Raw genomic sequence first — 25048 nt, 5'->3', positions numbered from 1 at the left:
CCCGGTGTATTTTTTCCCATACCGTTCCGGCCCTCCTTAACGCCCTGTGGCGTACATTGCGATGCATTAACCCCATCCGATGTCTGGAGGTATCCATGTCTGACACGATTACCATTCGAGGTGCCGTCCTGGAGCGTTCCGGCGACGAGCGCCCCTACGCCGACTCTCAGCCCATCACCGTGAGCGAGCTCGAGCTCTCCGCTCCTGGCGAGGGCGAGATCCTGGTCAAGATCACCGCTGCTGGCCTGTGCCACTCTGACCTTTCCGTGGTCAACAACAACCGCCCCCGTCCGCTGCCGATGCTGCTGGGCCACGAGTCCGCCGGCATCGTCGAAGAGATCGGCCCGGGTGTTACCAACGTCAAGGTCGGCGACCACGTGGTCATGACCTTCCTCCCGCGCTGCGGTGAGTGCGCCGGCTGCAAGACCGACGGCAAGATGCCGTGTGAGGTTGGCTCCAAGACCAACAACGAGGGCACCCTCATCCGCGGCACCCGCCACCTCACTCGCAACGGTGAGACGATCCAGCACCATCTTGGTGTCTCCGGCTTCGCCACCCACGCCGTGGTCTCCGAGCTCTCCGTCGTACCGGTGGGCTCCGATGTCCCGGCCGATATCGCCGCCATCCTCGGCTGCGCCATCCTCACCGGTGGCGGCGCCGTGCTCAACGAGATCGATCCAAAGCCGGAGGACAGCATCGCCGTCGTCGGCCTCGGTGGCGTGGGCATGGCCGCCATCATCACCGCCGCTGCGCTCGGCGTGAAGGAGATCGTGGGCATCGACATGCAGAAGGATAAGTGCGAGAAGGCCATCGAAATCGGTGCCACCTCCGCGATGACCCCACAGGAAGCTGAGGAGTCCGGCAAGAAGTTCACCGCTGTCGTAGAGGCCGCCGGCCATCCGAAGGCACTGGAAACCGCCTACAAGGTCACCGCACCGGGCGGCCTGACCGTCACCGTCGGCCTGCCGGCACCGGGCTCCACCATCACCATCGACCCGCTCGTAATGACCGCCGAAGCACGCCGCGTCCACGGCTGCTACCTGGGTTCCTCCGTCCCGTCGAAGGACATCCCGAAGTACGAGCAGCTGTGGCGCGAGGGCAAGCTCAACGCTGAGGCCCTCATCTCCGACCACATCAAGCTCGAGGACATCAACACCGCCATGGACCGCCTGTCCGACGGTGTAGCACTGCGCCAGATCATCGAGTTCGACTAACCAAGGTTCGACTAAACCTCAAGCACTAAACCTCAACGAACCTCTCACCTTTCCTCACCAAGCCCCGCGCGCTTCACGCCCGCCGGGCTTGGTCCCTTTTCTTTGAAAGGAGGCCGTCATGGCCGAAACCACCGAACCCGAAGAGCAGGGCATCGGTCAAGCTTCACCCCACTGGAAGATGGGGCCCTTCGATGTCCGCCTCCCCTTCGTGCACTACCGCATGGAGTGGCCGGACTTCGCCCAAGGCTTGTTCATGTGTGTGGTGGACTTGGGCGCTATCCCCCTGATGACTGAGGCCCTCGGCATGCCCTACGAAGCGGCGCTAGCCGTCGTCATGCTCAACGGCCTTCTCTACCTCACCCACCACCTCTTGGGTGACCCGGTTGTCCCGGGCTGGATTACCCCGGCGATTCCGTTGCTGACGGTCTATATCCAGACCTTCCCGGAGGGTGAGCAGCGTGTGTGGGCGCTCATCAGCTTCCAGCTCTTGCTAGGCATATTCTCCTTAACGCTAGGCATAACGGGATGGGCATCGAAGGTCGTCCGACTCATTCCCTCTGGCTTGCGCTCCGGCATCGTCCTTGGCGCCGGTATCGCTGCCATCGTCTCGGTGTTCCAGGAAGGCGGACGTTTCCACTCCTTCCCCATTACCATCACCATCGCGGTGGCTGTGGCCTTCTTCCTCATGTACTCCCGTGGCTTCCAAGCCTTGCGGCAGAAGGCCGCCGGTTGGCGATTCCTGGCTTCGCTAGGCATCCTGCCTGCTATCTTCGTCGCGGTCTTCGTCGCACCACTAGCTGGCGAGGCTCCCTGGCCGGACGTGGAGTGGGGTTTCTCCAAACCAGATTTCATGACCCTGTGGTCTGAGTACACCGTCTTCGGTATCGGTCTTCCGCCGGCACACATGTTCCTCACCGCCATCCCCACGGTGCTGGCCGCCTACATCGTCGTCTTCGGTGACGTCTTGCAGGCCAACGCAGTGCTTAAGGAAGCCGATCACGTCCGCACGGACGAGGCCGTGGTGTACAGCCCGTCGCGCGCACACCTGCTCTTCGGTGGCCGCAACATGCTGATGTCCATCATCGGCCCGGACGTCGCTATGTGTGGCCCGCTGTGGGCGGCGATGCACGTGGTCATCGTCGAGCGTTACAAGCAGGGCAAGCGCGCCATGCGCACCATCTTTGGCGGCGCGGGCTCCTTCCGTTGGGGTACAAACGTGGGTCTCCTGCTGCTGCCGATTACTTCTTTCGTCGAGCCCATCCTGCCGGTGGGTCTGGCGCTGACTCTCATCATCCAGGGCTTCGTGTCGGTGCGCGTGGGCATCATGGAGTCCAAGAACCAGAAGGATCTGGGCATCGCAGGTGTCACCGCCGGCGTGCTGGCCACCCAGGGTGCCGCGTGGGGCTTCGCCGCCGGCATCATCATGGTGCTCGTCGTCTATGGCAAGGACATGTTCAAGGACGAGCGCGACGGCACCATCCGCAACTTCGATGAGATCGATCCGGAGGAAGGATTCGCCGACGCCCAGGCCGACTTCACCGAGCTGGCCGAGCTCAACGATCTGGATGCCGATGGCCGCCCGATTGATCCGAACGCCCCGAAGCCGAAGGACACCAGAAGCTAGACACCCAGAAACTAAACAGCGCGACACAGTGCCTGTGAACAGGCCTGAGTGCAAGACAGTGCGCGGGCCCCGAACACGGCGCCCGCACTGCTTAGCCTCTCCTCTTTAGATGGTCCCTTTACTCTGGTCTCTTAGCAGAGTGAAGGGACCATCTTTCTCTGGTTTTCAGCACACAGATGGTCCCTCATCCCAGATGAGGGACCAAAGTAGAGGGACCAAACGAATAAGACCATCTGCGCAGTGGAGCCCGTATGGCCTCACCGGTACGACGCCACGCGGTTAGCTAAACGCCTGCTCCCCCGTCAGCACCCGCCCCAGAATCAGCGTGTGGATCTCATCGGTGCCCTCATAGGTGCGCACTGATTCAAGGTTGGCGGCGTGGCGCAGCGGCGAGTAGTCCGCGGTGATGCCGTTGCCGCCCAGGATGGTGCGGGCTTGGCGGCAAATGTCGATGGCGGTGCGGCAGTTGGCCAGCTTGCCCACCGAGATTTGGTGGGGCTCCAGCGTGCCCGCATCCTTGGCACGACCCAGGTTCAGCGCCAGCAGCTGCCCCTTATTAAGCTCCACCGCCATATCCACCAGCTTCTGCTGGGTGAGCTGGAAGGACGCCAGCGAGCGGTCGAATTGCTTGCGCTCCTTGGCGTAGGCCAGCGCCACCTCCAAAGAATCACGGGCCGCACCCAAAGCGCCGAAGCTAATGCCGAAGCGAGCCTCGTTCAAACACATAAACGGCCCCTTGAGTCCCGGATGCTTGGGCAGCAGAGCGTCGGCGGGCAAAGTAACGCCTTCCAGTTCAATATCGCACTGAATGGACGCCCGCATGGACAGCTTGCGGGTAATCGGGGTGGCCCTAAACCCTGGCGTGGACGTCGGCACGATGAACCCGCGCACGCCCGCCTCCACCCCAGCGGCGGAGGCATCCTCCTCAGAAACCTTGGCCCAGATGATCGCCACCCCGGCCACGCTCGCCAGGCCAATCCAGCGCTTCGCACCGTCCAGGACCCATTCACCGGAGCGGTAGCGCGCCACCGTCACCATGCTGGCCGGGTCCGAACCGGCGGTCGGCTCCGTCAACCCGAAGCAGCCAATCATCTCACCGGCGGCCATCTTGGGAAGCCACTGTTGCTTCTGTTCCTCCGAACCATGCTTATAAATCGCCGACATCGCCAGCGAGCCCTGCACCGATACCACCGTGCGGATACCGGAGTCCCCTGCTTCCAGCTCCTGCATGGCCAGTCCGTATTCCACCGCGGAACGTCCAGCGCAGCCATAGCCTTCCAGATGCATCCCGAACAGTCCGGCCTGCGCTAGCACCGGGAAGATAGAGTCCGGCAGCACCGCGTCCTCATACCACTGCCCCACGTGCGGGCGGATGTGCTCATCCACCAGTGCGGCGACGCGGTCACGGGTAGCTTTTTCTTCTTCGCTCAGCAGAGCATCGATTCCCAGAAGATCTGTCATGGCGTTCTCCTCACGATTCGAGTGACGAACCACAATTCGTATGTATAGTAATACGCATCACTCTACCCGCTTGCCCCAGGAGGAACAATGCGCGCGCCCGCCAACGCCATCCCGATAACCCTCGCCTTACGGTGGTCCGACCAGGACGCGAACGCCCACGTCAACAACGCCACGATGGTCACACTGTTGGAAGAAGCGCGTATCCGTGCGGCTGCCGAACTAAGCGGCCCCGTCGCCACCAATTCCTATGCTCACGTGGTGCGTTCCCTCGAAGTCCAGTATGACGCCGAGCTCACCTACACCGATTCCATCGAGGCTCGCGTGTGGATTTCCCGCATCGGAAATACCTCCTACCAGGTTTCCCACGAACTGATTCAGGACGGAACGTCGTGCGTGTTCGCAACAGCGACGCTGGTGCTTATCGATGCCTATGAGCGCCGCCCCATCACCCTGCCCGATGACCTCAGGGACCGCCTGCACGCCCATTTTTCCGAATAGCTATTCACCTTTTCATTCACCCTCCTCCCCCATAGATTTCGCACCACCAAGGAGCACAACACTCATGATTTCCACCCGCGTCACCGACATACTCGGCATAGAGCACCCCATCATCCAAGGCGGAATGCAATGGGTCGGCCGTGCTGAACTCGCCGCCGCGGTATCCAACGCCGGCGGCCTCGGCGTCGTCACCGCGCTTACGCAGCCCACCCCGGAAGACTTGCGCCACGAGATTCGCCGCACGCGCGAGCTGACCGATAAGCCCTTCGGCGTCAACCTCACCATGCTCCCGGCAATTACCCCACCGCCCTATGCGGAATACCGCGACGTCATCATTGAGGAAGGCGTGAAGATTGCAGAGACCGCCGGCAACAACCCCAAGGACCACATGCCGGCTTTCAAGGATGCCGGCATCACCGTCATCCACAAGTGCACCTCCGTGCGGCATGCGCTGAGTGCACAGAAGGTGGGCGTCGACATCGTGAGCATCGACGGCTTCGAGTGCGCCGGCCACCCCGGCGAAGATGACATTCCGGGACTCGTGCTCATTCCCGCCGCCGCGGACCAGCTGGACATCCCCATCGTGGCCTCAGGCGGCTTCGCGGATGGCCGCGGGCTCGCTGCCGCCCTGGCACTGGGCGCCGAGGGCATCAACATGGGAACCCGCTTCGTGGCTTCCACGGAAGCCCCAGTGCACGAGAACGTCAAGCAGGCCATCGTGGAGCGCAGCGAGCTGGATACCCAGCTCATCCTCCGCGAGCTGCGCAATTCCACCCGCGTGGCCAGGAACGCTGTAAGCGATGAGGTTGCCGAGCGCCTAGCCCAGGGCGCCGAGTTTGGGGATATCCGCCACCTCGTTGCCGGCAAGCGCGGCCGTGCCGTCTACGAAACCGGTGATTTGGACGCGGGCGTGTGGACCTGCGGAACGTCGCAGGGTCTAATCCACGATGTGGCACCCTGCTCCGAAATCGTCTCCCGCATCTCCGCTGAGGCCGAGCGCATCATTTCCTCCCTCACCGAGCTTGTTAAGGACTAAACCATGACCGATGCCATCCTGACCCGCCGCGAAGGCTCCGTCCTCGTCGCGCGCATCAATAACTCCGCGCGCCGCAACGCGATTGCAAAGGAACATTGCCTAGCACTCTCCGCCGCGCTTGCAGACGCCTCCGCTGACCCCTCCGTCCGCGCCCTCGTCATCACCGGCGATGAGACCGCTTTCTGTGCCGGAGCGGATCTCGTCGCCGCCGCGCAAGAGGCAGCCGCCGCGCAGGCCGCGGGCGAGACTCCCGACCCGGCCGAGTCCACCATGCTTCCCCAGCTCAACGCACTGGTGGCTGAGATTCAGGCCGCCGAAATTCCCGTCATCGCCGCGGTCGAAGGTGCGGCCGCTGGCGCGGGTGCTTCGCTGGCTTTTGCCTGCGATCTCATCGTGGCCGGCGAGGACTCCTACTTCACGCTGCCCTTCGGCAAGATTGGCCTTATCCCTGATGGCGGTGTGAGCCTCACCGCACTCGCCTCCGTGGGGCGCCACCGCGCGCTCGCCTTGGCACTGCTACAAGACAAGCTCGGCGTCGCCGAGGCCGAAGCGGCGGGCCTCGTAACCAAACGCGCGCCCCAGGGCCACGCCCTGTCCACTGCACTGCAGGTAGCACAGCGCCTGCACATCGCACCGCGCGATGCCCTGGCCAAAGCCAAGGAAGCCATCAACCGCACGGCGCTGGAGCCGCTCGATGGGCAGCTGGCCTGGGAGGAGCCGACGCAGTACGCGCAGATGGCCTCAGCTGGCCACAAGGAGGGCGTCACGGCATTTCTGGAGAAGCGCCCCACGCGCTTTGATTAGCAAAAAATCGACTAGCAGAAAACTGCCAGGCGGAGTTCATGGCGATGCCAGCGCTGGCCGCCATACTCTGTGTTGTGCGTTTGAGAGAGCGCATGCGAGAGAGAGAACCCCTCACCCTCCGGAGGGCGGCCTGCGGCCGATAATCGGAGGGACTTGATAGAGACGCCGTTGGGCCCCTCCCCCGAGAGATCGCGGGAGGGGCCCAGCGGTGTTTTCACCTAGCCACTTTTATGCCCAGAGACGCCTCGGCGTCCAGCCTAGGAGGCCGACATGTCTGCCACCGCTACGTACAGCGTCGCCGAAGGGGTGCGGGCGTCCGCCGCTTGGCGCATTTCCCCAGACCTGAAACCCGCAACCTGCAGGTGGGCGTCGCCTAGCACTTGGCGACGCCCCACCTCCCATCTGGTGGTTGCGGGTTTCAGGTCTGGGGGTATGGAATTAGCGCAAGCGTGCCTCAATATCCGCTACCACATGAACAAGCGGCACCGGGTGTCTGTGCACCCGGAACCCAAGCTCACCGCGCAGCTTCTTACAGAGCTCGTGACAGACTCCTACCGCCTTGTGGTCGAAAAGCTCCCCCGCTCACAACGGCCCTTTAATCCGTCCAGCTTTGGATCCCCATAACCCCAATTATTAACCCCGGGGGGCAACTCCCCAGACAGCCTCCACCGCACTTCGGTGGCGATAACCAGCGGAATGTGACCGGCACAGCAAACTCACAGCTCATCCCTCCCTCTTTAGGTGGGTCTAAGCTTCACATTGTCCACTGATAAGTTGCATACTGGATGTCGTGCGTTGGAGAGAACGCACACAGAGAGAGATAGAGAGACTTCAGCGCCCTGTGACCCCTCAGTGTGAGTGGCCCTGGGCGCTGAAGTTTTGTTCCATTAGCCCGTTCGCTGTAAACAGCTGTAAACATTTGCGGACATCAGCCCAAAGCTTTTACGCTTGATTACGTGACAGATATTGATCCAATCGCTGAGACCATCGCGGAGTACCGCCGCTTCGAACGCGCCCGGGCCAGGTTCGACACAGAAGCGCGCCGCGAGTACGGAATCACCGGTTCCCATCTTTCGCTTCTGCGGCTCATCGATAAGAAGGGCCCCATCCCGATCCTGCAGCTGCGCAAGGAACTGGGGTGGCAGCCAGCCACCATCGGGCAGGCCGTCAAGCGCTTGGTGCGTGATGATCTCATTGTGCTCAACGACGATCCGGAGGACTTGCGCCGCCGTTTGTGCGACATCACTGAAGAAGGCCGACGCTTCCTGCTCCACGTCCCACTTACCGGCCCGGTACGCCTACGCACCTACGAGTTCAGCGAGGAAGAGCTCACCGCGATGAAGCGCGGATTCGAGGTCGCGCTACAAGCCTTTGGCTACGAACCGTGGAGCGATAACGACTAGCACCCGGATTCCACGAGGCGTTGCGCCACGTGTGTCAGCACGTCCAGCCCAGCCACGCAGTCTTCCTCCGTGGTGAACTCCTTTTCGTTGTGTGAGATGCCGTCGACGGACGGGATGAAGAGCATAACCGTCGGCACCACTTCCTTAAGGTTGGTCGAGTCATGGCCGGCCACCGTGTAGATCTCTTGGTGCGAATAGCCCAGCTCCTCCACGACCTCCCGGGCCAGCGCCACGCCGGCCGCCGGGTAGGGGTTGAGTGCCCACTCGTGCGTTGGCGACAGCTCTACTGAGGTGCGCGATTCCTCCTCTGCTTCGGCAATAATCTCTTGCAGGCGTGCTTGGGCTTTGTCCAGCACCTCCGTGGAGGGTGAGCGCACATCCACGTTGAAGCGCACCTCGCGGGCGATGGTCACGGGCGAATTCGGCTCCAGTGTTAGCTGCGAGACCGAAGCCTGCAGCTGGCCTTCGGCAAATTCGTGGGTGAGGCGCTCTACTGAAGCAATAATGAGGGAGGCGCCGAAGAGCGCATCCTTCCTATCGGCCATCAGAGTGGAACCGGTATGGCCTTGCTCACCGGAGACCACCGCCTGGAATTTCTTCGCACCCCACGTGGCGGTAACCAGGCCAATCGTGTTGCCGGCAGCTTCAAGTTCCTTGCCTTGCTCGACGTGAATTTCCGCATAGGCTGCGAGCTTCGGGGCTTCGCCGCGCGGGGCCCAGCCCGCCTCTTCTTGGGCCTGCGCGACGGTGACGCCGCTAAGGTCGGTGGCGGAGTGGGCGTCGTCAAGCGCCAGCGTCCCCACGAACACGGAGCTGCCCATCATGGAGGGCGCAAAGCGCGAGCCCTCCTCGTTGAACCAGTTGATCACCGCCAGGTTATAGCGTGCCTTGGCACCCGACTGCGCCACCCGTCCGGCAGCATGGGCTGCGGCCAGCACGCCATAAGCACCGTCGAAACGGCCGGCCAAGGGCTGCGAATCCAGGTGCGAGCCCAGGCCCACGTACTCGGCGCCGGGGGCGAGCTCAAAAAGCCCGTATTGGTTCCCGATCTCGTCATAGATGACGCGCGCGCCGAGGGACTCTAGAACCTCGTGGAACCAGGCGCGGTTGAGGTTATCGCCGGCACTGGCGGCTTGGCGCTCCACGCCACCGCCCGGAGTGGCACCGTTGGCGGACATGGCTTGGAAATCGGCCAGGAATTGTTCGTTAGTGGTTGCTCGCATTTCTACTCCTTAAAAACTTCCGTAGCGCAGCTCGCCGCCCACGATGGTGGCGGCCACGTCGATGGTGGATAGATCGTCAGTATTCAGCGGGTCCTGGGAAAGCAGCACGAAATCCGCCAGCTGCCCCGGCATCACCTGCCCCTTGCGCCCGGCCCAGCCCGTCGCCGCGGCCGAACCTGCGGTGTAGGCATAGAGAGCCTCGGCTGGGGTCAAACGGTCCTCCGCCCCATAGTCCCGGCCCGAGGCGGTGCGCCGCTCCACGAAGGCCTGCATGACCTCCAGGGGCACCCCGGGTGCCACGGGCTGATCGGAACTGCCGGGGAGGATGAGGGAGGCGTCGAGAAGCCGCTTGCCTGGGTAGCTCCACACGGTGCGCTCCGGGCCGAGGGCATCCGTCATCGCGTCGCCGAAAGCCCGGATGAACAGCGGCTGCGGCACCACCACGATGGGCTGGCCGCGCAGGCGCTCAATCTGATCGGGACGCACCACGCCGCCGTGTTCGATGCGGTGTGGCATGGCGGGCACGCCATGCTTGTCGACGGCCTCCTCCAGCGTCTCTATCGCAAAATCCACCGCCGCATCGCCGATGGCGTGGATGGCCAGTGACCAGCCGGAATTCGCCGCCTGCAGCGCACGGGTGCGCATCTGTTCCGGATCACCCTGGAAGTATCCGTGATGGGAGCAGCAGGCGTAATTCTCTGTCAGTGCGGCGGTGGTACCTAGTAGGGAGCCATCGCTGAAGATCTTGACGGGGCCGATCTGCAGCCACTCATCGCCGAAGCCGGTGCGCAGGCCACCATCCAGGCCCCAGCCGGGGCCGTCGGAGGCGTGTCCGGAGATCTCGTGGAGCACGTCCATGGTCACCATCACCTGCATGCGGGTGTGCAGGGTGGCGTTTTGATAGGCGGCTATCTCGCGCGGGCTGTGCCCGATCCAGCCGCCGGCCACCCCGGCGTCCGTGACGGAAGTCAGACCGCGCTCTAGGTAACGGCGTGTGGCCAGCTCAAGAGCGCGGGCGATCTCCTCGCCCGATTCCGGCAGGGTTACCTCTTGGATGGCGCGCATGGCGTTTTCATCGAGCAGCCCGGTGCAGTGCCCGTCGGCATCGCGAACGAACTCGCCGCCTTCGACCTCGGGTGGGTTGGCGGGATCGACGCCCGCCGCGCGCAGTGCCGCGGTGTTGACCGTGTAAGCATGGCCCGAGTTGTGCTTAATCAGCAGCGGAGCCCCGCCGGTGGCGTGGTCAAGCTGCGCAATCTCCACCGGCGCATCCAGCCCGGAGGGGCGGAACCCTGCGGCCACCACCCAACCATCGGGGTTTGGCTCAGCATCGTGCAACGCTGAATAGACCTCCTCTGGCGTTGTGGCCCGGGATAGATCCACCTCCAGCAGCGTTTGGCCAAACCACACGGTGTGGGAATGCGCGTCATTAAAGCCCGGGGTCAGCGTGCGGCCACCGGCGTCCCACGTCTCATCGGCGGGCAGCGCGCGGGCGTCCTCCCCCACCGCGAGGATGCACCCGTTGGCAAAGGCCACCGCATCCGTGACCGGCCGCGCGGGGTCTTGGGTCAGGATATGGGCGTTGTCGATGCGCGTGATCATGCGTCCTCCTGCTTCTCTGACGAACTGCACGGGGACCGTGCTGTGTTTGTCACCACATGCTAGCCAGATCGGTGAGCCACCTCGCTACCTGCAGGGCAATCCACCACCGCTAGGCGTGTAGCGTTGTGCATATGCACGAAAAACGCTGGCGCGACATCGTCGCGGAGGTCCACGGCACCATCCCCCGGCTGGTGGAGGACTTCCTCGCCGCTTTTTCTCGTTCCGGACGCTACGGCGACTCCCTAGTGAGCGAAGATGAGCTGCGCCTGACAGCCTTCGAGGTTTTTGCGCGCATCACTGACGTGCTGGTCGGCGCGATGGATGAGGAGGAGCTTCGCGCCCATGCGCAAAGCCTCGGCCGGCGGCGCGCGCACCAGGGGGTGGAACTAGCCACACTGATCGACGCCATCCAGCTCGACTTCACGGTCCTCTGGGAACACCTCCGCCGCGCGGCCGGCGTGGACCAGGAGGTGCTCATCGACCACGTGGCGCAGGTGCATTCGGTTGTGACGATGTACAACCTCGTGGTGCGCGATGCTTACCGCTTGGAGGAGGCGCGCGGGCAGCACAACGTGCACCGCGCTCACGCCCGGCACCTGGAACGGCTCTTCGCTGCCGAGTCCCTGGGCACGCTCGGCATCGCGGAGATCGCCCGCGCACTCAACATCGATGCTGGCACCCACTTCGACGTCGTGGTGGCGCACCCCACCGCGGCGGTGGAATTGCGCGCGCTTCTCGACGCCCCCATCTCCTCCGGCGAGGCCTTCGGCCACCCTGTGCGCGGGATGTTCGTTACCTTCTGGCCTAGAGACCAAAGGCCCAGCGAACAGACCGCAAAGGACACCGGCGCAGGGCTGACGACGATCTCGGGCATACTTTTCCGCGACGTCATCGGCTTAGCCGGAGTTCGCGCGGCGGCGCAGCAAGCGCCGCGCATCTTCGACTCCACCGGCCCGCTGAGCCAACTCACCGAAGCGGCCGATGCGCTCTGGGCCGTCGCGGGCGATGTCCTCGCAGACTTCACCGCCAGCGGCATGACGGAGCTGACGCAGACCATCGCCGAGATGCGCCTTAAGAACGCGCCGCTGTACCGAACCATCACCACCTACCTGGACTGCGGCTCCATCAAGGACTCCGCTGAAGCGCTGAACTGCCACCGCAACACCGTGCTCAACCGCCTGCGGCAGGTCACCGAGCTCACCGGCCTTGATATCACTCGACCCAAGGACGCGGCCCGAGTGCTCCTCGCACTGCACCGCGCGACACCTTAAGTCCTGTGCAACCGCACACTTCTGCCGCCCAGTCGATGGGGTGATGCATATAAATGCTGCCAGAACATCCCCCTTCAGGTGACCTACACCTATCGTTTCCAGGAAAGGTAACGCACTTCACACAAGGAGCACCTGGATATGACTACCAATCCACCCCCGGCTGCCCCGGTCCAATCTGACCCCGAGCAAATCAAGGTCGAGTCAAAAGATGTCTTCCGTATCGCCAGTTCCGCGTTCGTTGGCACAGCCCTCGAATGGTATGATTTCTTCCTCTTCGGCACCGCGGCCGCGCTCGTCTTCAACGATCTCTTCTTCTCGGGAATGTCAGGCACCGGCGCCACCCTAGCCTCCTTCGCCACCTTCGGCGTGGGCTTCCTTGCCCGCCCTCTCGGTGCAGTCATTTTCGGCCAGATTGGCGATAAGATGGGCCGCCGACCAGCACTCATCATCTCCATCGTTGTCATCGGTGTGGCCACCGGAATCATCGGCCTTCTGCCCACCTTTAACAGCATTGGCATCTGGGCACCCATCGCTCTCGTCATCTTGCGCCTGCTTCAAGGAATCGCCGTCGGCGGCGAATGGGGCGGTGCAACGACCATGGCTATCGAACACGCACCGGCTGAAAAGCGCGGCCGCTACGCGGCCTTCGTGCAGATCGGCTCCCCCGCCGGCACACTGCTCTCCTCCGGCGCCTTCGCGCTTGTGCTCATGCTTGATGATGACGCGGTGAGCTCCTGGGGCTGGCGTGTTCCCTTCCTCATCGCTTTCCCCTTCCTTGGAGTAGCACTGTGGATTCGCACAAAGGCTGAAGAATCTCCTGTCTACAAAGCCCTCGAAGAGGAAGCTGAGGCCGACGAGGCTGCGCACCAAGGCTCACTGAAGGAACTTTTCACGCAGCACTTCCCACAACTGTGCCTTGCTTCCGCGGCCGCCTTCCTCGGCATCGGCGGCTTCTTCGTCATGAGCACCTATGTCCTCTCCTACGCCACAACCACGCTGGACTTCGAACGCCAGACCGTCGTGAACGCCACCCTCCTCGGCGCTGTGTGCCAAATCTTCATCAACATCATCTTCGGACGCATCGGTGAAAAGATTGGCCCGGGTCGTGTTATCGGATACGGCGCGCTTGCCACCGCTATCATGGCGTGGCCGCTGTGGGCGATGATCGATACCGGCAATGCCGTTCTCCTCACGCTTGCGGTCTGCATTGGGCTGTCCCTGGTCACCATCACCTATTCCGTGTCAGGCGTCCTGCTCTCAGAGGTCTTCCCCGCCAACGTCCGCTATTCCGGCGTGGCCATCTCCGCCAATATCGCGTCAGCAGTATCGGGGCTGCTCCCCTTCCTTGCCACCGCGTTGAACGCTTCCAACGAGACCCCCAGTTCCACACCGGGAATCATCATCCTGGCCGCGACCGCCCTCATCACAGCCTTCGGCGGCTTCGCTGGCGAGAAACACCGCCGAGAAGACGACGTCGCCATCGTCGACTAATCCGAAACGGTTCATAAGAAAAACAAATTGGGACACGGCACCTCAGCCCACTAAGCTCAGGTGCCGTGTCTCAAGAACTCTCCTCCTCTACCCTGAACGCGCGCGCCCGGCACATTGTCGCCTGGGTCGCCGCGCTGAACCTCCTCGGATTCTTCGGCGAGTTCATCATCGCCTCCATCATCGGCTCGGCGGCACTGTTTGCTGACGCCGCCGACTTCCTCGAGGACTTTCTCATCAATGCGCTCGTCCTGCTCGCGCTGCGCTGGTCGGCGGAGGGGCGTCGCAAAGCAAGCTATGGCCTAGCCGGGCTGATCCTGATTCCGGCGTTGGCGTCCTATGGCATGGCGATATGGAAGATCATCACCGGCGCCGTACCTGAGCCACTTACGTTGTCGGGCACGGCCGTGGCAGCGATGCTCATCAACCTGCTCTGCGCGGTACTGCTCATACAACTTCGCCACGGCAGCGCGCTCACGCGCGGCGCATGGCTGGCGGCACGCAATGATGTCGCCGCCAATATCCTCATTCTCGGCGCCGGCCTACTCATGCTGGTGTGGGCAAGCCCGTGGCCAGACATCGTGGTGGGCCTCATCATCGGCACCATTAACCTGCGCGCAGCGGCTGAGGTGTTCGAGCAAGCGCGCGCCGAAGATCCGGAAATTGAAGAAGATTAACACACCATCCCTAAGAATTTTTTAAGTAACCCTCGGGCCTGCGCGCAATCCCGCGCGCACCCCTGGGGCTAAAAATGGCCTGGCAATAAGCGCTGCGCGCAACCTTTTTCTACCCCGTATGGGGTCATTCTTTAGTTTGTGACCGAATGGTCAAAGAGACGTTTTCCCAGAATACGGTCTAGTTGGACAAAACCAAGGTCGGCGCAAATTTCTTAGCCAATTGTTCACCTTCGCGTCACCCTATCGAAATATACTTCGCTATCCAAAAATATAAACAATCCTTAGGGTGCGCGATCCTGAAAGTCACCTTATCGTTGCTTCACGTCACGCACTGAGCACTACAGCGCATACGCAGCGCCACCACAGTGCGTCACCACATTGCCCCAAACTTTTTCATCCAGGAGAACAATCATGACCAAGCGTCGTCGTACCGCCGGCCTCATCGCCGGCCTCGCGATTGCAGGCACCGCCCTCATCGCACCGGCTGCATCCGCAGCAACCCACACCGAGTCCTACCCGGAGACCCCGGCTGTTAACGCCAAGCTCCCCATCGTCCACACCAGCCACGGCTCCGACCACATGAAGGCCAACGTGCTCAACCCGCGCCCGGTGTGCAACCCGTGGGAGGACCACCGCACCGTAGTCTACAAGGTGACCGATAACTTCATGCCGGCAGGCACCATCTCCACCACCAACCAGACCAAGAAGGACATCCCGCTGCAGCAGGACCTGTCCAAGTCCCAGTCCATCACCCTGTCCGTCAACGGTGACCGCACTGAGACCACCTCCATGAACGCAGGTGGCAAGGGCTCCGGCAAGAACTCTGAGGGCTCCTTCGGCATCTCCCACCAGATCGCCACCAAGCTCGGCGCTTCCGCGTCCTACTCCCTCTCCTGGGAGGCTGGCCAGTCCATCGGCCCGTACGATGTTCCGCCGAACCACACCGGTGAGGCCACCTACGGCTTCCGCGTTCTGAACATGACCGGCACCCAGCAGTACTGCAAGCCGAACGGCACCTGGTCCACCCCGACCTTCTGGTCCGCAATGCAGCCGATGAAGAACGAGGTTCGCGTCAAGCTGTACGACGACATCGCGGATTCCTACGCTCCGAACAAGGACGCTCAGAACACCACCGACGTCAACGACCCGAAGGTTGTTGAGGAGGAGAAGTCCCCGGAGGCTGACGCTGAGGTCATCAAGGACAACGAGGTTGCTCCGGAGGAGAAGGTTGTCTCCGAGGCCGAAGGCAAGAAGGAAGAGGAAGCCGACAAGAAGGTCCAGGAGGACGTCGAGAACGGCAAGACCGATGAGGCTAAGCAGAAGCTGGACCTGAAGCCGGTTCTGACCACCTCTGGCGCTAAGCACGCAGGTTTCGCAGGCACCGTTGCTCTCCGCCTGGAGAACGTCGGCACCGAGCGCTACTACGGCAACTACCCGGCAGTTCAGTACCGCGTTGACGTCAAGACCGCTGAGGGCCCGAAGGGTGTTGACCGCCTGATCACCCCGCGTTCCTCCAATGGTGCGCACATCCGTGACCTGGGCTTCGACGAGAAGACCTCCACCCGCTCCTTCGAGGTCACCCTGGCCAACCCGATTAACGCTGGCGAGTCCGCTCGCGTTGCCAACCTGGACTTCGGCGACGGCAACACCAAGGAAGGCCGCCTGAAGAACTACATCGAGGTCACCCAGATTTCCCGCCTCGACGGTGACAAGTCCACCCACAACGACCAGAACGTTGATTCCCGCGAGATCACCGTCAAGGACACCGGCAAGAAGGCTGAGGGCCTGTTCTAAATAACAGCCCCTCCTCTACATAACGAGTGTGCAGCCCGCCGGCGCTTAGTCCGGCTGCGAGAGAGTGCGTAAACCCCCGACCGCCCCCATGCGGTCGGGGGTTTACGTTTCTCCGGTTTGGAGTTTTCCGCGCCCAGCCCCACTAGCGCTGTTATCTACTAATGCTGTTATCTACTAATGCACTAATGCGGGCGATGCAACGTTCGTTGGATATTCTGAGATAATGCTTTCCTCTCGCACCGCACTCGCGGGCCTTCTTTCGGTGGGGCTGATTCTTTCTCCTCCCCACACTCATCTCGCACATGCGCAGTCTTCAGTTGAATCCGCGCACTCAGCAGACTCGCTGAGCAGCGAGGTCTCAGACATTGATCAGCACTCCTCTGCCCTCGATCCCATCGCGCTGGGTCCGTTGGCACCCGTGCTCTTCGCGGAGAACATCTTTGCCGTATGGGGACCACTACTCCAGCTGTTAAAGATTCCCGTCGTAGCGCCGGAAGCCACGCGCCCACCAGCAACCGCCGCGCCGGCACAGCTGCGCGAGCTGCAGCACATCCAGGACAACGTGTGGCAGTTCAAGGCCTACTCACCATCCATGGACCGCGTCATCACCAACGACATCATTCTCCCGCCGGGTGGATTGGAGAATACTCAGCCCCGCCCGACCTATTACTTGCTCGGTGGTGCCGGAGGAGGCGAGGACGCACTGTGGTGGGACGGCGGAGGAGCCTCCGAGTTCTTCCAGGACAAGCAGGTCAATGTTGTCTCGCCGCGCGGTGCTTATGGCTCAATGATGTCCGATTGGGCCCAGCCGCACGACACGCACGGAAAGTACAAGTGGGCCACCTACCTGACCAAGGAGCTCCCGCAGCTTATCGACGCCGAGTTTCACGGCAACGGTACCGACGGCATCGCGGGCGTGAGCAACTCTGGCGGCCCAGCACTCGAACTTGCCACCTATGATCCGCGGTTCAAGGTAGCCGGTTCCATCTCCGGTTGCCCCTCGACCACGGGTGTTGTCGCGCAAGGCTTCGCGTGGGTCAGCGCGGCGTTCTACGGCACTGACCCGGCGCGCTCCTTTGGTGCGCCGTGGGATCCGGCGTGGGCTCGGCATTCTCCGGTTCTCAACCTCGATAAGCAGCACGGTAGGAAGACGTTTGTCATCGTCTCACGCGGTGGCCCGGCGGACTTTGATGTCGACATTGAGGACTCACCGCTGCCGGCACTAGGCCTCAACGAGCGGTTGGATTATTGGTGCAGTTCCTACTACGCCAAGCAAGCCACCGCAGCTGGCGTGGACCTCGATTACTACGAACTTCCGGAAGGGCGCCACACGTGGGGGCTGTTCCGACGTGAGCTGGCCATCAGTTGGGCCACGGTGGGCCCGGCCCTCGGGGTGTAGCCCCTAGATCACCGCACGTTGCATTAGTAAAATCAGCATCCATGAATGTCATGGATACGTGGGAACCCACACTTACGACAGGACCCCTTCTCGGCATCGCCGCGGCTGCAATTGCGGTCATCTTGGTCCTTGTCATCTACTTCAAGGTGCACGCCTTCGTCACCCTCGTCACGGTCTCCGCGCTGACTGCGTTGGCCGCGGGAATCCCGCTGGGCGGCGTGGTGCCCACCATGATGAGCGGCTTCGGATCGACGTTGGGTTCCGTGGCCTTGCTGGTGGGCTTGGGCGCCATGATCGGGCGGTTGGCGGAGACCTCCGGCGGTGCCAAGACGCTTGCCGACGCCCTCGTGAAACTCTTCGGCGAGGACAAAGCGCCCCTGGCGCTGGGCGTGGCTTCCCTCATCATGGGTTTTCCCATCTTCTTCGACGCGGGCCTCATGGTGATGCTGCCGGTCATCTTCGCCGTCGCCCGGCGCTTGGATGGCCCAGTTCTGGCCTACGGCATCCCCGCCGCCGGAGCCTTTTCCGTCATGCACGTCTTTGTCCCACCGCACCCGGGACCTGTCGCGGCTGGTGAGTTCTTCGGCGCGAACATCGGCCTCATCCTTATCTTCGGTCTCCTCGTCGCGCTGCCCACGTGGTATCTCTCCGGCTACCGCTTCGGGCTCCACCTAGGAAAGAAGTACCCCTACCGCCTTGAGGAAGCGGTCACCGGCGCGCTGGTGAGCGAAGCGGAACTGCCGGCGCGCCCAGCCTCCCCGTTCGCAGTTCTCAGCATCCTGTTCATCCCCATGGTACTTATCTTTGGCAATACCGGGCTAACCACGCTGGGCACCGCTGGCCTCGTCGACCCCGCTGCTTCATGGGTGCGCTTCTTCATTTTCTTAGGCCAGACCCCGATCGCCCTGCTGATCACCACTCTTGCGGCGATGGCCGTGCTGGGCCTGCGCCGCGGGGAAAGCAAGAGCGCCATCGAAAAGACCGTGGAGTCTTCGCTCGGTCCGATTTGTTCCGTCATCCTCATCACCGGTGCCGGCGGCATGTTTGGCGGGGTGCTGCGCACCAGCGGCATCGGTGACGCGCTGGCGGATTCTATGTCCGGACTCGGCATCCCCGTCATCCTGGCCTGCTACCTCATCGCGGTTGCCCTGCGCCTGGCACAGGGCTCAGCCACCGTTGCCCTCACCACGGCCGCAGCGCTCATGGTGCCCGCCGTGGAGGCAGGCGGCTTCACGGAAATCCAGCTGGTCCTCATCACGCTCGCCACCGCGGCGGGCTCCGTCTTTGGCAGCCACGTCAATGACTCCGGCTTCTGGTTGGTCGGCCGGCTCATGGGCATGGACGTAGCCACCACCCTGCGAACATGGACCGTCAACCAGGCACTGATTTCCGCGATCGGCTTCGGCGTCGTCCTCATCTTCTACGGCGCCGCCGCGCTGCTCTAGACCTGCAGGTACTCGGCCGCCGCGGCGGCAAGTTCCTCCGGGGCAGCCCTGACATCCAGCACGATGCCTGCTTCCCCCGGCTGCAGTTCCTCGAGCGTCTCGAACTGCGAGTCCAACAGGGAAACCGGCATGAAGTGCCCCGAGCGCTGGATCATGCGTTCCTTGAGCAAATCGTAGGAGCCGTGCAGGTGCACGAAGAACGTATCCGGTGCCGCGGCACGGATGATGTCGCGGTAGGAGCGCTTGAGCGCGGAGCAGCCCACGATGGCCCCGGCGTCCTGGTCCGCGAGAAAGCGGCCGATGGATTCGAGCCAGGGCTTGCGGTCGGCGTCGTCAAGCGCCTGTCCTGACGCCATCTTCTCGATGTTCGCCTTCGGGTGCATATCGTCCCCATCCCGGAAGGGCAGGCCGGTGCGCTGCGCCAGCAACTCCCCCACCGTGGACTTACCGCAGCTCGAGACTCCCATGATCACCACGTGCTTGCGCATCAATCCTCCTTAAGACAGCACCCGATCCTACGCGCTACGCACTTCGTGGCGTAGCGCGCCTGACCACAGCGAGGCTTAGCCCAGTGGACCGTAGCCAAAGTCCCCGCGCTGCACCTCGCCGCGGGCATTCGGATCGAAGGTGGCGCACAGGGCGGCCGCCACGTAGCGAACGCCGCCCTCCGGCGCGGAGGAACCGACGCGCTCAGCACAGTTCTCCAGCGCAGGCAGACCGATGCTCTGCCCCGGCATCGTCATGGAGAAGAAGGACGCGGCCATCATGGTGTTGCCATCAGCGCGAACATATTCCGAAGAGCCCTTGATGGCCTGCCAGGCAATCGCGCCAACGGGGTCGGTACGGAATTGGTCCCGCTCAGTTTGGGTCAGTTCGGCGTTGGCGGCGGGGACGGACAGCGATGTGACGAGGAGCGCAGCGCATGCTGCGAGGAAAGAAGACTTTTTCATAGCAATACTGTATCCCCCGTGCCGTGGGGTTGTCCTGGTATTCCTTCGTTATTGCCCAAATGAGTCGCTTGTTGCGCGAAGGATGGAAGTGCGCAGCTGGCGTATCTCAGTGGGCCCCACGCGGCAGCACCCGCCCAGCAGGCTCGCGCCGGCAGCCACGAGATCCGTTGCGGCCTCAGCCAAACTCACCGCGCCAGCGGGGGCCGGCCGCCACTCATGGGCGCCGTGGTCCCAGAGTTCGCCGCTGTTGGGGCAAGCCAGCAGCCGCTTATCGGTGGCTGCGCGCAGCGTCTTCACCACACCAAGCGCGTGGGGCGCGCTCACGCAGTTCACGCCCACGGCACCCAGCCGTGGTGCCTGGTTGACCAGGTCGATAACACGCATGAGCTTGACCGGGTCAGCGGCAATGGCCCCGGTAATGCTCAGCGCAAAGGGCTTGGGCTGAGCCGACAGGAGTTCCAGCAGTACCGCAGCCTCGTCGACGTTGGGGATGGTCTCAGCAAGCAAAAAGTCAGCGTCCGTATCCGCGAGCACCGCTACCCTGCGGGCATGCCAGCGGTACAGCTCCTCGCGGCTAAGGCCGTAGGCCCCGTCGTAGTCGGTGCCCTCACCTGGGCCTGCGCCATAAGGGCCGATGGACGCGGCAACCAAGTATTCCTCCAGGGCGCCGTGCTTGTCGACGGCCCCGCCCGCCGCATCACGTGCCACCGCAACGCTGCGGCGCAGAAGTGTTTCCGCCTCCTCGCCGAGGACGTCGAAGGTGACTTGATAGGAGGCTGTGGTGGCCACTTGGGCACCAGCGGCGAAGAAGTCAGCGTGGGCGGATTCGATGAGCGCTGGGTTCTCACGCAGCACGCGCGCCGACCACAACGGGCCGGAGATATCGTGTCCTTGGGCTTCGAGGTAGGTTCCCAGGCCGCCATCGAGAAGCAGCGGCGCGGCATGAAGGACCATGCGCATGAGCTTAGCAATGGCTTCCGCAGTCACCCCGCACCATCACGATAAGCCACCCCAATAGCCATATTAGTTTTCTTAATCTTTAGGCGGTCCGATCCTTCTCCCCAGGATCTATTCACGCCCGTCATCACCATTTCCATGCACCGCGCCACAACAGCGCCCATTAGCACAAGCTATACATTCACAGAAGCTACCCATGCTTTTGCCAAGAAATAGCCAAGGTTTCAGCTACATTTAGCCCCCTTTCCCCTAAAAGCCCTGGATATAGGAATGCAATCCTGAACGACCACCCCCGAACATCACCCCCACTGCGCGAAACTAAAGGCTCAACCTTTGCAAAGCCGGGCCAAAAGTAGGGGAAATCTAAAGAAGCCTAAGAGACGAGCCATAAAAGGTGACAAACATAAGGGCAAAGCTTAAAACTGCTGGTCAGCTGGCCTTTCCGCACTGAAGAGAGCTTTAATTTTAAGTGAAAGTACCGCTCGGTACGCGGCAGGAAAGCCGCCACTTAACCCTGAAGCAGAAAGAGGTGCCCGCCATGTTCCGCCTCCAGTTTGGACACACCGCCACAAAGATCATTGCCCCCGTTGCTGCCGCCGCAGCACTCTTCGCTGGCTCCGTCAACGCCCCTGCTCAGGCTGTAAGTTCCTTCGGCACGTTCGACCCGGCCGCGTTCGGCTTCACCGTCCCCGCAGCGGCAGGTCCGGTTACCCCGGCACCGCAGACCTCCGCCAGCGTCCAGGGAATCATTAATCAAACCAATGCCCAGCGCGTGGCTAATGGCCTCGCACCGCTGCGCGTTGACCCGAACCTGACCAACCTGGCACAGGACTGGGCCAACACCTTGAGCCGCGACGGTAACACCCGTCACCGCCCGAACTACTGGACGCACTACCCCGCCGGCCTGCCGGCTGGTGGCGAGAACGTCCTCCAGGCATGGAGCGACTACTCCGACGCCCGCATCGTGCAGCTATGGATGGACTCCCCCGGCCACCGCAAGAACCTGCTTGATCCGCGCGCCAAGTCCGTGGGGATTGGCATGGCCATTGGTGCCGACGGCAAGCTGTACGCCGTGCAGAACTTTGGACGCTAGGCCTCACACCTTTGCCCAATAGATGTACCCGCGAGAAGGAACCCCCTCCTCACGGGTACATCCACCGTTTTGGCACCAAGATAATTCTCACATGACCACCCAATCCAGAACCATTCAGGGAGCTGCCGACATCAAAGGAGCGGGAGGGGTGAACTTGTTCGTCGTCGGGTCGCCGAGGACTTGCCCATCGGTGTCGGTGAGTTCTTTGTAAAGAGACTTCTCGGCGGGTTTCTCGGAAGGTTCGGCACTCCCAGATAAAGACGCGCTAGCACGAAACCAAAGAAGCAGCGGAGTGCAGCGCTCCATACGCAGCCCCCTAGTAACGCTCACGCGTTACTTCTACTCGGGGCAACCTAGACGGGTCGGCGTTACCGGGGCGATACCAATGCTGAAATGGGTCCTGTGGTCGCGGTTATTCGGCGTGGAAGGCCGGGTTCAGGGTTTCGATCGTGGCCATCGGGGTGTCATAGCCAAGGACGTTAAAGCCTTCGTCCTCTCCGGGCCACAGGAATGTGTGGTCGAAGCTATCGGAGGCGAGATCGTAGCGCGCGATCCACGTCTGCCACTTACCGCGTTCCGGATCGGCGGTGAGCTGTCGCAACCATTCCAGCAGGTCGGGGTCGAGTGCCGGATTGCGTATGCCCACCGGCGTGGGTAGAGTCTCCTTGCCGACAAAGCGCCATGCTTGTGATGCACCTTGCACTTCGTTCAGGCCGGTCACGACCACAAAGCCGTCCCACGGTTTCTCCTCATTGAGCTCCTCATCTAAACGCAGACACTCGCTCATTGCTTCAAGGACCGAATCGGCGGAGTCCATGTCGACGGTGAAATCAGATATAGTCATTGCGTTCCCTCCAGTTGCGCCATGGGTTTATTCAGCATGATGGACTGGGTTCAGGGTTTCGATCGTGGACATCGGAGTGTCATAGGCGAGGACGTTAAAGCCTTCGTCCTCTCCGGGCCACAGGAATGTGTGGTCGAAGCTATCGGAGGCGAGATCGTAGCGCGCGATCCACGTCTGCCACTCACCACGTTCCGGATCGGCGGTGAGCTCTCGCAACCGTGCGATCAGCGTACGGTTGAACGCTGGGTTGAGTGCGGACACCGTGGTGATCAGAGTCTTATCACCGACAAACCGCCATGCCTGGCGCGCCGCGTGCCCCTGCTCGTAACCGGACACGACCACAAAGCCATCCCACGGTGTACGCTGATTGAGTTTGCGGTCCACGCGTAGGCATCGACCGATTACATCCAGAATCGAATCGACGGAGTCGTAGTCAACCTCGATATCGGGTGTGGTCATTGTGTTTCCTTCAGTTGCTTTCGGTGTACACGCAAACCAAGCCTAGCGGCAGCCTATTCGTATTGCTTACTCACTTTGCGCAACGGGTATTTGATTGACACTGCGCCGCGTGTATTCAAGGTCCTTTCCGTAAATAGTCAAGCCCGTGATGTCGTGATGGTCAGATTTCCTGAAGATGAAGGATGCCAGGTAGCCGATAACGAGAGTTCCTACGAAGGCGACAATCGAGACCAAGAATGGGCCTTGGTCCAGCTTTCCAGCGAAATACGCAGCAATCGCACCGCACAGGAGCCCGATGAGAACACCATTGGAATTTGCGGACTTCGTAAAGATACCCAAGACAAATACCGCAGTGAGCGGAACTCCAAAAAGACCAGTAATCGCGAGGAACAGGTCCCACAGGTCCGACTGGTTGGTAATGATGAGATACAGTGCAACGGCCAATCCGAAGGTTCCGGCAACGATGATGACCAGGCGAGAGAAAGTAACCGACGCTTCCTTCGGGGAGAAGCGGTTATAGATATCCACGGCAACGCACGCGGAAATCGAGTTGAGCGAAGAAGAAATTGTCGATTGCGCAGCCGCCAAGATGGCAGCAATCAAGAGTCCAGCAATGCCTGCAGGCAGCTCCGAAAGAATGAAATACGGCACTACAGCAGAAGTGTTGACTCCTTCAGGCAGACCACCCTTCGCTTCGTAGAAGTTATACAAAGCCGTTCCCATCCCGTAGAACAGCGGAATAGTTATCAGCGCCAGAATTCCGTTGACGATGAGAGACTTCTTCGTCGCTTGAATCGTGGGAGTCGTTTGGTAGCGCTGAACGACGTCCTGAGAAGAGGTGTACTGGTGCAAGCTGTTCAGTACATTTCCGATAAAGATGAATGGTATCGAGGAGAAGACTGCATTCGTGGTGAAGTTGTCCGCTGAGTAGAACTTTCCTTCTTCAGCGGCGTTAACCACCGCACCGCTAAATCCATCGGGAGTCATGGCCATGGCCGTCAGCACTACCGCTGCGGCGCCAGCCAGCAGCAGGATGCCTTGAATCACATCAGACCAAATCACGCCTTCCATGCCTCCCAGGAAGGTGTACACAATACAAAGAGCGCCTACAAACGCGGCGACGACCAGCGGGTTGATATCTGCCACCGACGTGATTGCCAACGTAGGCAAATAGATAACGATGGCGATGCGCCCGACGTGATAAAGAACGAAAAGGAGCGAGCCGAGAACTCGGAGGACAACAGAGAACCTCTCCTCAAGGTATTCGTATGCCGTCGTGACATCCAGCTTCCTAAAGAATGGGACGTAGTAACCAATCAAGATTGGAACAATCGCAAAAATTGCGAGGTTTCCAGCCGAGTAGGCCCAGTCAGTCAGATATGCCTTTTCCGGCGTCGACATGAATGTGATGGCAGACAGCGTCGTGGCATAGATAGAAAATCCCGCTGCCCAGCCAGGAATCCTGCCACCCGCTTTGAAGAATTCGTCCTGATCACTTCCGGCCCTGCGCGCAAAATAGGCGCCGACAAGAAGCATTCCCAGGAGATAGAGGATCAGAACTATCCAGTTGAGTGTTCCGAACGATTGCATTTGACCTTCCCTTCAGGGCTTTCAGTGCAGAGAGCTAAGTCACTCTCCAATTCGTCTGTGCAACAAAGCATGTTGAAAGATACAATACATCAGACGTCTGATGTGTGAAGGGATTTAAGATAAAGCCGTCTACCCCTGATCATCAGAGCGAAGTGCTCCTCCCCCAGCAGCGCTCATCCTTTGAGAACCCCGCCAACGTGGGAGGCTTAAGATGGA

22 protein-coding genes are annotated in these 25048 nt (G+C 61.6%); 13 read left to right on the top strand and 9 right to left on the bottom strand.

Translation table 11 applies throughout. The features are described 5' to 3' along the window. The first annotated feature begins 95 nt into the window (after window positions 1-95). Window positions 96-1214 (top strand): alcohol dehydrogenase catalytic domain-containing protein, encoded by a 1119-nt coding sequence (locus FME68_RS09585; protein WP_070517817.1) that lies wholly within the window; start codon window positions 96-98, stop codon window positions 1212-1214. A 118-nt stretch (window positions 1215-1332) separates the two neighbouring features. Further along, window positions 1333-2838, top strand: a complete 1506-nt coding sequence (locus FME68_RS09580; RefSeq protein ID WP_158397415.1) for a permease family protein — start codon at window positions 1333-1335, stop codon at window positions 2836-2838. A gap of 279 nt (window positions 2839-3117) precedes the next feature. On the opposite strand, the gene FME68_RS09575 is transcribed toward FME68_RS09580, so the two are convergent. Continuing rightward, the gene (locus FME68_RS09575) at window positions 3118-4299 is read right to left on the bottom strand and encodes an acyl-CoA dehydrogenase family protein (protein WP_158397414.1); all 1182 of its coding nucleotides are present in this window, start codon (window positions 4297-4299) and stop codon (window positions 3118-3120) included. 87 nt (window positions 4300-4386) lie between these two features. Here FME68_RS09575 and FME68_RS09570 point away from each other — a divergent pair, with 87 nt between their 5' ends. The 4 genes from FME68_RS09570 to FME68_RS09550 all read left to right on the top strand — a co-directional run bounded on the left by FME68_RS09570 (window position 4387) and on the right by FME68_RS09550 (window position 8040). Then, on the top strand, window positions 4387-4797 hold the full coding sequence (locus FME68_RS09570) for an acyl-CoA thioesterase (RefSeq protein WP_158397413.1): 411 nt from the start codon (window positions 4387-4389) through the stop codon (window positions 4795-4797). Between the two features lie 64 nt (window positions 4798-4861). Further along, entirely contained in the window at window positions 4862-5833 is a 972-nt protein-coding gene (locus tag FME68_RS09565) for an NAD(P)H-dependent flavin oxidoreductase (RefSeq protein WP_158397412.1), read from the top strand. Window positions 5834-5836: 3 nt separating this feature from the next. Next, on the top strand, window positions 5837-6637 hold the full coding sequence (locus tag FME68_RS09560; protein WP_158397411.1) for an enoyl-CoA hydratase-related protein: 801 nt from the start codon (window positions 5837-5839) through the stop codon (window positions 6635-6637). 956 nt (window positions 6638-7593) lie between these two features. Continuing rightward, window positions 7594-8040, top strand: coding sequence for a MarR family winged helix-turn-helix transcriptional regulator (locus FME68_RS09550; protein ID WP_328287799.1), 447 nt, complete (start codon window positions 7594-7596; stop codon window positions 8038-8040). On the opposite strand, the gene FME68_RS09545 is transcribed toward FME68_RS09550, so the two are convergent. Further along, complete coding sequence (locus FME68_RS09545) at window positions 8037-9263, bottom strand: M20 family metallo-hydrolase (RefSeq protein ID WP_158397410.1); 1227 nt, start codon at window positions 9261-9263, stop codon at window positions 8037-8039. The genes FME68_RS09550 and FME68_RS09545 overlap by 4 nt on opposite strands. 9 nt (window positions 9264-9272) lie before the next feature. Continuing rightward, entirely contained in the window at window positions 9273-10865 is a 1593-nt protein-coding gene (locus tag FME68_RS09540) for an amidohydrolase (RefSeq protein WP_144013098.1), read from the bottom strand. Between the two features lie 131 nt (window positions 10866-10996). On the opposite strand from FME68_RS09540, the gene FME68_RS09535 reads away from it, so the two are divergent. The 6 genes from FME68_RS09535 to FME68_RS09510 all read left to right on the top strand — a co-directional run bounded on the left by FME68_RS09535 (window position 10997) and on the right by FME68_RS09510 (window position 18939). Then, window positions 10997-12136, top strand: coding sequence for a PucR family transcriptional regulator (locus FME68_RS09535; RefSeq protein WP_158397409.1), 1140 nt, complete (start codon window positions 10997-10999; stop codon window positions 12134-12136). A gap of 138 nt (window positions 12137-12274) precedes the next feature. Next, window positions 12275-13627: an MFS transporter gene (locus tag FME68_RS09530; protein ID WP_144013096.1), complete on the top strand. Its 1353-nt coding sequence runs from the start codon at window positions 12275-12277 to the stop codon at window positions 13625-13627. 65 nt (window positions 13628-13692) lie between these two features. Further along, a complete protein-coding gene (locus tag FME68_RS09525; RefSeq protein WP_046647695.1) occupies window positions 13693-14301 on the top strand; it encodes a cation efflux transmembrane domain-containing protein in 609 nt (202 codons plus the stop codon). Between the two features lie 411 nt (window positions 14302-14712). Then, window positions 14713-16095, top strand: a complete 1383-nt coding sequence (locus FME68_RS09520) for a hypothetical protein (RefSeq protein WP_070545273.1) — start codon at window positions 14713-14715, stop codon at window positions 16093-16095. A 223-nt stretch (window positions 16096-16318) separates the two neighbouring features. Continuing rightward, window positions 16319-17494: an alpha/beta hydrolase gene (locus tag FME68_RS09515; RefSeq protein ID WP_144013095.1), complete on the top strand. Its 1176-nt coding sequence runs from the start codon at window positions 16319-16321 to the stop codon at window positions 17492-17494. Window positions 17495-17544: 50 nt separating this feature from the next. Beyond that, the gene (locus FME68_RS09510) at window positions 17545-18939 is read left to right on the top strand and encodes a GntP family permease (protein WP_158397434.1); all 1395 of its coding nucleotides are present in this window, start codon (window positions 17545-17547) and stop codon (window positions 18937-18939) included. Here the strand turns inward: FME68_RS09510 and FME68_RS09505 are convergent. The 3 genes from FME68_RS09505 to mmuM form a co-directional block, all read right to left on the bottom strand. Further along, complete coding sequence (locus FME68_RS09505) at window positions 18936-19427, bottom strand: gluconokinase (protein ID WP_144013094.1); 492 nt, start codon at window positions 19425-19427, stop codon at window positions 18936-18938. The two genes, FME68_RS09510 and FME68_RS09505, sit on opposite strands and share 4 nt — an antisense overlap. 75 nt (window positions 19428-19502) lie before the next feature. Next, window positions 19503-19889 carry a hypothetical protein gene (locus FME68_RS09500; RefSeq protein WP_144013093.1) on the bottom strand — a complete coding sequence of 129 codons (387 nt, stop codon included), beginning with the start codon at window positions 19887-19889 and terminating at the stop codon, window positions 19503-19505. Window positions 19890-19937: 48 nt separating this feature from the next. Next, entirely contained in the window at window positions 19938-20876 is a 939-nt protein-coding gene (mmuM, locus tag FME68_RS09495; RefSeq protein ID WP_239663616.1) for a homocysteine S-methyltransferase, read from the bottom strand. Window positions 20877-21384: 508 nt separating this feature from the next. On the opposite strand from mmuM, the gene FME68_RS09490 reads away from it, so the two are divergent. Next, window positions 21385-21939, top strand: coding sequence for a CAP domain-containing protein (locus FME68_RS09490; protein ID WP_144013092.1), 555 nt, complete (start codon window positions 21385-21387; stop codon window positions 21937-21939). A 412-nt stretch (window positions 21940-22351) separates the two neighbouring features. Here the strand turns inward: FME68_RS09490 and FME68_RS09485 are convergent, their stop codons facing one another. From FME68_RS09485 to FME68_RS09475, 3 genes are all read right to left on the bottom strand, one after another. After that, entirely contained in the window at window positions 22352-22783 is a 432-nt protein-coding gene (locus FME68_RS09485) for a hypothetical protein (protein ID WP_158397408.1), read from the bottom strand. A gap of 27 nt (window positions 22784-22810) precedes the next feature. Continuing rightward, window positions 22811-23242: a hypothetical protein gene (locus tag FME68_RS09480; protein ID WP_158397407.1), complete on the bottom strand. Its 432-nt coding sequence runs from the start codon at window positions 23240-23242 to the stop codon at window positions 22811-22813. A 66-nt stretch (window positions 23243-23308) separates the two neighbouring features. Then, complete coding sequence (locus FME68_RS09475; RefSeq protein WP_071407304.1) at window positions 23309-24832, bottom strand: sodium:solute symporter family protein; 1524 nt, start codon at window positions 24830-24832, stop codon at window positions 23309-23311. Window positions 24833-25048: the final 216 nt, after the last annotated feature.

This window comes from Corynebacterium hiratae (assembly GCF_009708045.1).
In the GTDB taxonomy this organism is placed as follows: Bacteria; Actinomycetota; Actinomycetes; order Mycobacteriales; family Mycobacteriaceae; genus Corynebacterium; species Corynebacterium hiratae.
The sequence above is the reverse complement of the archived record's forward strand: the minus strand, read 5'-3'. Positions and strand labels throughout refer to the sequence as shown.